The following is a 9,399-nucleotide window of genomic DNA, read 5'->3' as shown; positions in this document are numbered from 1 at the left end:
GCATCCATTTCTTTATCTCCCTTTGCTTATTGACTCATCCGATAATACGGTATTGCGCTCAGGTGTAAACTGCTGATTTTTTAACCGTATTAAATCTCATGATATTTAAGGCTATTTCCTCTTAGCGTACAAAACCGTTCCATTGGCCCTCAAACCCCAGATCCACATCAGCCAGCATTTCGCGCAAATCCTCGCTGACTTTTTCCAGACTGAGCGAGAACTCAATTTTTCTCGCCTTACCATCCTTAAAAAACTCGGTGCGGGTTTCGCTGATACCGGTGATCACAAACATGCCGTAGATCCCGCCAGTGCCTTCGATTAGCGGGTAGGCCTTGCCGGTGTAGGCCATCGTGCGCAGTGCCGCCAGCGACACATCGCCGCCGGTCACTTCTGGGTACAACGTCCCGCCCAGCGTAATTTTATCTTCGCCGGGGCCGATATATTGATAGCGTGGCGACTTGCCTACCCGACTGTTATTGACGTGCCTGAAGGTGCTCTCCTGCCCCAGATTCTGATAAGGCGCAGTGCGCAGTTCAAACACAAATAGCCCAAAAACCATCATCATAATTATTACTCCCTGTCTGTCAGCGTGGAACGGCGGCGGGACTCTTTCTGGCGCTGTAGCGTGGCGATTTTGTCATACAACATATTGACCAGTTTATTCTCATCTATGCTGGCCGCCTGCTGACCTTGCAGGTTGATGGTGATGTCGTAGCGGTCGCCCTCATGGGTTATCGGGCCACTATTGCGCTGCGCACTGAGCGGCTTTCTCGCCAGTTGTGGAATATCACCGGCCAGTGATAACTGGTCAAAATCATTACCCGGCGCGATCATCTCCCGCGTGCGGGCCAGCATATCGCTGGCGCTCTGCTGCATTCTTGCCAACAGGCCGGGCTGTGCCGCCGCTTTTGCCGGAGCGGATAAGTACGGTGAGGCCAGCGGCAGATAATCCGGCACATTCTTAAACACGATATCGCCCAGTTTATCCCGCGCATTATCCGCCGCTGCGGTGGCTGGCGAACTGCTGGCGAGGCTGTCACCACTGCCTTTTTTCTTTTTACTGCGGTCAACGGCACCGTAAATGGATGGGGCCGCCGTGGGCGCGCTGGCGATCGGGGATGCTGCTGCGTTCGCCATGGCGCTGCTGTTGCCGGCGACCGGCTTATCAGGACTCCACGACCACGCGGATTTCGCTGCCACCATCTTTTTTAGTACCGGGTCCCACTCATACATCACCGGTGCTTTCGGCCCGTTCATCGCTGCCACCGCACCGCTGGCGGCATCCGCCGCTTTCGGGATAGCCCCCAGTTTTTCCAGTAACCAGCCTAACCCCTTCGCCAGTTGTTCTACCGGCCAGAACAGCCCACTAATTACCGCCCCGACCACTTCACCAAAGGTTTTACCGGCATTGGTGGCCGCTTCCAGTGAGGCTTTTGACGACTCGACCGGTGAAAGCAACTGAGTAAACCAGTTCCACACCCGACCAATCGCGCTGCCAATGCCGTCAAATATCGGAGCCAGCGGTGCAAAAGCTTCTCTGACTGGCCTTAACCCTTCGATTAACCCGGTAAAGAAGCCACTGAAAAATGCTTTTATCGGCTCCCAATATTTATAAATCAGGATGCCAGCCCCGACCAACGCGGCGACCAGTAGTCCGATAGGGCTTAACAGAAAGCCAATCACAGACCCCAGCGCACCAAATACCGCACCGCCAATACTGCCCAACAGGCGCAGCGGCGAAGTTGCTACCCATTTCAACATATTGCCAAGACGACCCAGCGCTGCACCCGGCTGACTAAACGCAGCGGACATCGCAGCACCGGCACGCCCAGACGCACCCGACAGTGCCATTTGCGCATTAGAACCGAGCAGCGCCATTCTCGACTGCAACCCACCCAGTGCGGAACCGGCCACACTAGCACTGGTTCGCCATGACAATAACGCCGGAGACACGCGCAGTATGTTAGGGATTAACCGACCGATCCCCCCCGACAACCAGGTGAATTTTGGCAGCAACGCACCCAACCCCCCGTTACCGGCCAGTAACGAGAACCCCAACCGCAGGGCCAGCATCGGCCCCAGTAATGCCGCCGCAGCCAGCGCCAATCCGCCCAGCGTAATAGTAGCAATCGACAGTGTCGCCACCACTTTCATGATGGTGCCTGCCAGTTTGGGGTTAGCTTCCACCCAGCGACGCACACCGCCAATCATGTTTTTCAGCGTATCGACCACGTCAAGCATGGGCGCGCGCAGGGTTTCACCCATCGAACTGAGGGCGTTACCGCCGCCAGTTTTTAACAACTGCAATTGTGCCGATATAGAGTCTTTATCAATATCAGACTCTTTTTGCATGGAGCCTTTGGAGCCTGCCGAACTGGTCAGGGCGAGTTGCCTGTCCAGCTCATCAATATTGTTCACCAGCTTGGCGGCATCTTTACCGAAGTCTTTACCAAACAGCTGAGTGAGTACCCGTAGCCGATCTACGTCGGGCAGTTTTTTAACTGCGCCCAGCACTTCGCGAATAGTACCCATCGCATCGACAGACATCGCCTTTTCAATCTTGCTTTCATCCATCCCCAGCGCATCCAGCCCGGTGAGGAACTTGTCGCTTTGCATGGTGGCAATCGACAGTTCGCGCACCATCGCATTAGCCGCACTGGCGGCAATTTCAGACTGTGCCCCCAGAGACAGGAAGGTCGATCCCAGAGCTGCCGCCTGTTTGTAGTTGAGCCGGTCAGCCACGCCGCCCATGCGTTGCAACACATCAATGATATCCGCGCCTTTCGACTGGGCGTTATCATCCAGATAGTTCAGCGCGTCGCCCAGCTGTTCAATATCTTTGGTGGGGATCTTGTACAACCCGGAGATTTTACCGAGACTTTCCGCCAGTTCACCGGCGGGCAGCTCAAAGGCTTTCGACGCTTTGGCGGAGACATTAGCAAAGTCCAACAGCTCTTTTTTCTGCTGCGCCCAGTCAGCCCCCTCGGTTGTCACCCCCATGCGTGCGCCACCTTCGACCAGGGCGGCAAAGTCAGCCGCGCCACCCGGCAAGGGGGCATCTTCGGCCGCGTCTTTAATGGCGTTTTGCATTTCATAGAATTGCGTGGTGCGCTGGCCGTTATCATCGCGCAGGCCATTAACCTGTTTCGCCACCCCCTTCATGGCATCTTCCATGCCGCTGTAACTCTTCAGCGCCAGAGCCACCGGGGCCGCCATCACCGCACCGGTGGCGAGTGCCGTCATACCGCCGGATTGCAACTTACCGCGCAGCTCCTGCCCGCGATCGTAACTGGCCCGCGCCGCTGCCACCCGCTTGAGTCGCTGCTCTTGCAGTTGCAACTGACGGTTATATTGGGCGGTGCGATGGGTGATTTGCTCAGTGGCAGTGCTGTTACTGGCAACCGAGACGCCGTGCTGGTAAAGACTGGCGCGCAGTTCAGCCAGCCGCCGCACTTCAACGGTCTGTTTTTCCTGCAACTTACCCAAACGGCTATCCCACTTTTGCACAGCGGCGATCTGCTTCTGGGTAGGATTGTCGAGGGATTTAACCGCGTCTGATGCCCGGCGCAATTTCTCTATACGGGCGGCGGCTTTATTGCTGGACTCGGCCAGCTTGTCGAAACTGGCGGCCTGTTTGGGTAAGTCGCGCAGGTTATCGCGCGTGGATTTGATTTGCCGCCCCAGTGCGGCGGTGCTTTTCTGGGCGGCATTAAAAGGTTGAGTCAGATTATTGACCGCCCCTAAAGCCACTTTGATCTGTAGGTTGCGGTCAGCCATGCTTATTCTTCCGTGGTTCCCCAGCGTGCTACTGCACGTTCACGCCAGTCTAAAAGGTCGGGCACAGTCATTACCCAGAGATCGGGCAATGACCAGTGAAAAACAACCGCGATATCAGCGATCACCTCTTCTATTTGGCTAAATCCAAATTCGCAGGCAGGGCTTCCGTTGTCGTCGGTTCCGCCTCCGAAGCAGGTTGTAAAAAAGTGACAACCTCTTGTGCCAATTGGGAAAAGTCCCAAGTGTCCATGGTGATCAGTTCAATCTCGGTCAGCGCCGGAGAAGTGACGCGCGGCAACAGCTTAATCAGGGCGTTAACATCGGTGGTAATGATGTCGTACATCTTCAGGCCACGTAAAGAACCGGCCTGTTTCAGCGCGCCTGTCAAAGAAACTTCTTTGATGATTGTCTTCCCGCGCTTGATCGGTGTTTGTAAAACAATGGTATTCAACATAAATAAATTCCCAGATTAAAGGCCAATATTAGCGCGGTGTTTTTCCAGCATATCCACACCGTTCACCCGGTAGATCATGTTCAGGACATCCAACTCGACCAGTTCCTCGTTGTTGGCCGTGATTTTGCAGTAGGTATTTTTCAGTGTGTATTTATGGCTGGTATCATCACCCTGTTTCGCGCTGCCGGGATCGTGCTCGGTGTAACGGCCGCGCGTTTGGATTTCCAGCGGGATCGCCTCACCGGTATCCTCCGCCTGATAGGAGCCAGCAAAACGGAACTGCACCCCGTCAGCGGTAGGCGTACCCCACAGTTTCAGCAATTCAGGGGCCAGCCCGCCGAGGGTTAATTCCATATCCAGCGCCCCCGCCTCAAAGCCGAGATCCACCGCCACCGAACCGGGCATACCGGCACCCTGATAATCTTCCGTCTTGATAGTCAGCTTTGGCGGTGTCAGCTCTGAGGCTTGCCCCAGATAGCTCTCGCCATTGACATAGACGTTGAAATACTTAAGTTTTCTTGGCAATGCCATAGTAATAACCCTTAGCTATTGACGGCATTCGCAAAGCTCGCGAAATATTCGTCGGTGAATTCCTGAATCAACCCCAGATTCTCCAGCGGCGGCACCGGGGTGTAGTTGTAACGAATGGTCAACTTGCCCAGCTTCAGCGTGTCGGTGCTGTTGGCGTCGGTGTCATACCAGCACCGTGCACCCAACAGGCGACCGGCGGTAACATAGGCCGACAATTTGCGGTTGATACCGTCGATAACATCTTTCGCCAGTGACGGCGTTAGCGGTTTGTCGATATAGTAGAAATGGGCTTCCGCAATGGTATCTAGCAGGATCTGCGCGGTGCGGGTGTAGCTCTCGAAAATAAACACCTCTTCCTCGCAGGTGCGGGAACCCCAGAAGCGAAAACCTTTTTGCTTGATCAGCGTGGTAATGTGGTTGCTGTTCAGCTCGTCGGCGTCGGTGTCTTTGCCTTGCAAGGAAAAATAGATATCAACCGATGTCCCCAGCACACCATCAACCGGCACGTTGGACAGGGTTTTATGCCAGCCAATATCCGCGTCAATCTTGGCGCGCAACCCCAGCGCATAAGCCGGTGCGGGCACCACAACGTTGCTTTCAGCTTCGCTGTCATAGGCCAGCCAGTCGGGGTAAATCACCATCACTTCGCGCTGAATAAAGTTCTTGCGGTAAAGTTTGGCCTCGGCAATGGTTTTGCAGCCGTTGGCACTGATATAAGCAAACGCCTTCAGTTCTCGGGCAAAAATGGCAATTTGATTGGCCACTGCCAAGGTATCCAGCCCCGGTGCGCCAATGATGCGTGGCTTCACGCCGACACGCATTTCAGCGACCATCAAGGCATAAAGGCCAGTGTATAAACCGTTCTCATCCACGCCGCCGATCACATTGGCCTCGGTGCTCTTTTCGCCCTCTTCTGTGCCCCCTTCCGCCACACGGATAACCACGGTTTGCGGGCTGGTTTGATCAGAGATGGCCTTCAGGGTTTGGCGTAATGTGCCAGTTTTCCCCGCTTTGCCGAGCACGTTCTTAACCCGCGTCAGTAATACCGGCGTATTCAACGGAAAGGTGGTGGCGTCAGCATCGTCCGCAGTACAGACCACACCAATCACGGCGGAGTCGATATCGTTAATGATGGTCGAGGTGTCAGTGGTTTCCTCACCGCTCACACCGTGGTGATAATTTGTTGTCATGGGGGTACGCTCCGAAAAGGATTAATCCTTGCCGAAATCATCAACCAACCTCGCGCGTAAATCACCGCCTGCCTGTTGTATCAGGCCTGACACAGCAAACAGGGGTTTGTCTGCGCGTCGTTTCCCCGTAAAAATAGCGCTATGCAACTACTCCCGGACGACCTCACCCCACGCCCCGCCTTTGATATCAAAATAGGCGGCAAAACTCAGACCACGGTTAACGACCGGCTGATCAGTTTAACGCTGACCGATAACCGTGGTTTTGAAGCTGATATGCTGGAATTGGTCATTGATGACGCTGACCAGAAAGTCGCCTTGCCTAAACGTGGGGCACAGATTGATATTGCGCTGGGCTGGAAAGGTGAACCGCTGATCAGTAAGGGCCGCTTTACCGTGGATGAAATCAGCCATACTGGCCCGCCGGATCAGCTGATTGTCACCGCCCGCAGTGCTGATTTTCGCGATACCTTCAATGTGAAACGGGAGTACAGTTGGCACGATATTACCGTCGGGAAAGTGGTTGCCAGTATTGCCTCGCGCTATGACCTGAAAGCGGGCGTCAGTGAGGATTTAGGGAAAATAGAGATCGACCACGCCGACCAGACCAGCGAGTCAGATATCAGCTTTTTAACCCGCATGGCGGAAAAGCTCGGCGCAATTACCACCATCAAAAACGGCATGTTGTTATTCATGCATCCAGGACGCGCGCTATCCCAAAGCGGCAAACTGTTACCGGCCATCACCATCACCCGCGCCAGTGGTGACAAACACAGTTTTCGGGTCGCTGACCGTGACGCCTATACAGGCGTTACCGCCTACTGGCTGGATCTCAACTACGGCAAGCCACAAAAAACCAGCGTTCGCCGCAAGCGGAAAAGTAAAACACCGCCGAAAGTAAAGACGCCGGCATCAAGCAGCAAAGAGGGAAATTATCTGGAAGGTGTCGAGGGGAACGTTTTTGTGATGCGCGAAACATTCAAGACAGAACGGGCCGCCCGTCGTGCCGCTGCCGCCCGCTGGTCGAAACTGCAACGGGGTGCGGCTGAATTTACTATGACACTGGCACGCGGCCGCGCTGACTTATTTCCAGAACTGCCCGCCGTGATGCAAGGCTTTAAGCCGGAGATTGATCAGGCCGATTGGATCATTACCCAGGTCACTCACACCATCGGCGATAATGGCTTTACGACCGCACTAAATTTTGAAGTGAAAATATCCAACTGGGATATGGCGGGAGAAGAAACAGAGGAAAAGAATTCGGAGAATGAATAGGTTATACTTTAGCCAAGCAAGAGAAGGTTGGAGTTATTATCATGATGTCATGCCCACAATGTGGTGCCGTCACCCGCACCCGTACCAGCAGAATGATAACCGTCAATACCAAAGAGAATTACCACCAGTGCCAAAACCTGCTTTGCAGCTGTACGTTCACCACGCTGCAATCAGTCGATAAAATCCTGTCCCACCCCAGCCGTAATAACACTGCAACCCTACCCCGCGATCTGTTTCTGCCAGGGCATCTGGGTGATGATCAGTTTGATTTAGGTTTTTGATACTCAACAGTTTTCAATCAGCCTGCCGCGTGCGGGCTTTTTATTGGATTGATGACTTATTACTCATTACAATTGCTGAAGTATTAAACCACTGGGCTAGAAGTAATTACATAAAAGGGAATAAGTAAATGGCATTAGTTCAATGTTCTTCATGCACCAATAATGTTAGTGATACTGCGTTTAAATGCCCGTCTTGCGGCCATCAGCTAAGAAAACCAAAGCGTACATTTTTTGGTAAAGTCATTAAGTGGAGTTTTATCTTATTTAATCTGCTTATGATTTATTGGTTAGTTGCGGGCGTCGGTTCTACTGGCGAAGTTATGCAAAATGCTGGCTCTGATGCAGAACGTGCAGGGGCGGCTATCGGTACAGGTATCGGCATGATGATGATCGGCACCATTTGGGTTATCGGCGATATCATTATCGGGATGTTGGTTTTGTTTACACGACCAAAATCTAACTAATTGTTCCGTTACGCATAAATTAAGGCCCGCAATCGCGGGCCTTTTTTGTCGATGTGGTCAATGCGTGGACACTGATAGAAATTAATCCTTTAATTTCAACATCATGAAACAGTATAAAGGCGCCTGCTTAGGCGCCCTTATTCATTATCTGCTGTTAAAACGGAAGATCAATCCCACCAGATATCAAACAGCTCACTGGTTTCTACATTTCTCAGCTTGCGAGCTTCCAGCCATTTAGTGACCAATGCACGATGCTCATCAGTGCAGTGACCGATCTCTTGCAGGCAAATCAGACCTTCCCACTGCAAATAGCCACTGCCATCAAATGCCAGGCCGTTTGCTTCAATAACTTCATCGATAAAAGCATCGACAGTTTCATCAATGACATCAACACCTGTACCTTCAGGGAAGGTCCACTTTACCGAGAAACCTAATTCCTGAAACTCAGCGATATGCATTTTCTTACGTAAGCGACGACTACGATTATTAGCCATTATTCTTTCCTCTCAAACATCAGATCCCAAACGCCATGTCCCAGACGCTGGCCACGTAATTCAAATTTTGTCAGCGGACGTGAGTCCGGACGAGGTACATAATCATTTTGTTCTGAAAGGTTGTGGAATCCGTTCACACCTGACATAACTTCCAGCATATGTTCCGCATAATGTTGCCAGTCGGTGGCCATATGGAACACGCCACCCACTTTTAGTTTACTTCTCACCAGTTCAACAAAAGGTGTCTGGACGATACGGCGCTTATTATGGCGCGCTTTGTGCCATGGGTCGGGGAAAAACAGCTGAACCATATCCAATGAAGCATCTGGAATCATGTTTTCCAGCACTTCAACGGCGTCATGACACATGATCCGCAGGTTACTCAGGCCAGCTTCGTGCGCTGAACCAAGACATGCACCGACCCCCGGAGAGTGAACTTCTATTCCCAGAAAATTCTGCTGTGGATTACTGGCCGCCATAGCCACCAGCGAAGTGCCCATACCGAAACCTATCTCCAATACCACTGGCGCTTCGCGGCCAAATAGAGCGCTTAAATCAACCGGCGTTGCCTGATATTCCACGCCCATCACCGGCCAGTAGCTATCCAGCGCCAGTTGTTGGCCCTTGGTCAAGCGGCCCTGACGGCGAACAAAACTACGAATACGGCGCATGGCACGGCCGTTTTCATCAAACTCCGGGGATATGACGTCATTTATCATGGTGCTTTCTGTCTGTTGGTTGCGTATATGAGTGCGCATTATGCAAAGATACGCCAGTTTATCAACTATGGACGTCATAAGCACAAAATTAAGCAGTAAATAATGTTTCTATGCCCAATCACGTCAGTGATTCAGGAAAGTGAGTGCAGCTAACACCGCTGTAGTTTCAAGTACGAAGGTATCCCCCAAAGTAATTGGAGCTACAGCAAGGCAGCCA

General features: G+C 52.6%; 11 protein-coding genes. 3 read left to right on the top strand and 8 right to left on the bottom strand.

Annotated elements, in window-relative coordinates; translation table 11 throughout:
• Positions 1-121: 121 nt before the first annotated feature.
• From AACW11_RS12505 to AACW11_RS12480, 6 genes are read right to left on the bottom strand one after another with little or no spacing between them, the layout of a single operon-like run.
• Positions 122-565 carry a phage tail protein gene (locus tag AACW11_RS12505; protein WP_145571386.1) on the bottom strand — a complete coding sequence of 148 codons (444 nt, stop codon included), beginning with the start codon at positions 563-565 and terminating at the stop codon, positions 122-124.
• A gap of 5 nt (positions 566-570) precedes the next feature.
• Positions 571-3,777: a phage tail tape measure protein gene (locus tag AACW11_RS12500; protein ID WP_212586845.1), complete on the bottom strand. Its 3,207-nt coding sequence runs from the start codon at positions 3,775-3,777 to the stop codon at positions 571-573.
• Between the two features lie 2 nt (positions 3,778-3,779).
• Positions 3,780-3,848, bottom strand: coding sequence for a GpE family phage tail protein (locus AACW11_RS12495; RefSeq protein ID WP_249192948.1), 69 nt, complete (start codon positions 3,846-3,848; stop codon positions 3,780-3,782).
• Between the two features lie 59 nt (positions 3,849-3,907).
• A complete protein-coding gene (locus AACW11_RS12490; protein WP_186367693.1) occupies positions 3,908-4,231 on the bottom strand; it encodes a phage tail assembly protein in 324 nt (107 codons plus the stop codon).
• A gap of 15 nt (positions 4,232-4,246) precedes the next feature.
• The gene (locus AACW11_RS12485; protein WP_049601750.1) at positions 4,247-4,762 is read right to left on the bottom strand and encodes a phage major tail tube protein; all 516 of its coding nucleotides are present in this window, start codon (positions 4,760-4,762) and stop codon (positions 4,247-4,249) included.
• 11 nt (positions 4,763-4,773) lie between these two features.
• A complete protein-coding gene (locus AACW11_RS12480) occupies positions 4,774-5,952 on the bottom strand; it encodes a phage tail sheath protein (protein ID WP_212586844.1) in 1,179 nt (392 codons plus the stop codon).
• 141 nt (positions 5,953-6,093) lie between these two features.
• Between AACW11_RS12480 and AACW11_RS12475 the strand changes: the two genes are divergently transcribed.
• From AACW11_RS12475 to AACW11_RS12465, 3 genes are all read left to right on the top strand, one after another.
• Entirely contained in the window at positions 6,094-7,224 is a 1,131-nt protein-coding gene (locus AACW11_RS12475) for a phage late control D family protein (RefSeq protein ID WP_212586843.1), read from the top strand.
• Between the two features lie 41 nt (positions 7,225-7,265).
• Positions 7,266-7,505, top strand: a complete 240-nt coding sequence (locus tag AACW11_RS12470; RefSeq protein WP_032896990.1) for an ogr/Delta-like zinc finger family protein — start codon at positions 7,266-7,268, stop codon at positions 7,503-7,505.
• Positions 7,506-7,633: 128 nt separating this feature from the next.
• Positions 7,634-7,969 carry a hypothetical protein gene (locus AACW11_RS12465; protein WP_138774805.1) on the top strand — a complete coding sequence of 112 codons (336 nt, stop codon included), beginning with the start codon at positions 7,634-7,636 and terminating at the stop codon, positions 7,967-7,969.
• Between the two features lie 167 nt (positions 7,970-8,136).
• Here the strand turns inward: AACW11_RS12465 and AACW11_RS12460 are convergent, their stop codons facing one another.
• Positions 8,137-8,463, bottom strand: a complete 327-nt coding sequence (locus AACW11_RS12460; RefSeq protein WP_212586842.1) for a YggL family protein — start codon at positions 8,461-8,463, stop codon at positions 8,137-8,139.
• Entirely contained in the window at positions 8,463-9,182 is a 720-nt protein-coding gene (gene trmB / locus AACW11_RS12455; RefSeq protein ID WP_212586841.1) for a tRNA (guanosine(46)-N7)-methyltransferase TrmB, read from the bottom strand. The genes AACW11_RS12460 and trmB overlap by 1 nt, the downstream gene beginning before the upstream one ends.
• Between the last annotated feature and the right edge of the window lie 217 nt (positions 9,183-9,399).

The organism is Yersinia sp. Marseille-Q3913, assembly GCF_963892745.1.
Taxonomy (GTDB): Bacteria; Pseudomonadota; Gammaproteobacteria; order Enterobacterales; family Enterobacteriaceae; genus Yersinia; species Yersinia bercovieri.
This window is presented reverse-complemented; position numbering and strand designations above follow the sequence as displayed.

Bases quoted from the DNA above. Each gene is read 5' to 3' on its own strand.
- AACW11_RS12505 (WP_145571386.1), bottom strand. From the start codon at position 565: ATGATGATGGTTTTTGGGCTATTTGTGTTTGAACTGCGCACTGCGCCT.
- AACW11_RS12500 (WP_212586845.1), bottom strand. From the start codon at position 3,777: ATGGCTGACCGCAACCTACAGATCAAAGTGGCTTTAGGGGCGGTCAAT.
- AACW11_RS12490 (WP_186367693.1), bottom strand. From the start codon at position 4,231: ATGTTGAATACCATTGTTTTACAAACACCGATCAAGCGCGGGAAGACA.
- AACW11_RS12485 (WP_049601750.1), bottom strand. From the start codon at position 4,762: ATGGCATTGCCAAGAAAACTTAAGTATTTCAACGTCTATGTCAATGGC.
- AACW11_RS12480 (WP_212586844.1), bottom strand. From the start codon at position 5,952: ATGACAACAAATTATCACCACGGTGTGAGCGGTGAGGAAACCACTGAC.
- AACW11_RS12475 (WP_212586843.1), top strand. From the start codon at position 6,094: ATGCAACTACTCCCGGACGACCTCACCCCACGCCCCGCCTTTGATATC.
- AACW11_RS12470 (WP_032896990.1), top strand. From the start codon at position 7,266: ATGATGTCATGCCCACAATGTGGTGCCGTCACCCGCACCCGTACCAGC.
- AACW11_RS12465 (WP_138774805.1), top strand. From the start codon at position 7,634: ATGGCATTAGTTCAATGTTCTTCATGCACCAATAATGTTAGTGATACT.
- AACW11_RS12460 (WP_212586842.1), bottom strand. From the start codon at position 8,463: ATGGCTAATAATCGTAGTCGTCGCTTACGTAAGAAAATGCATATCGCT.
- trmB (WP_212586841.1), bottom strand. From the start codon at position 9,182: ATGATAAATGACGTCATATCCCCGGAGTTTGATGAAAACGGCCGTGCC.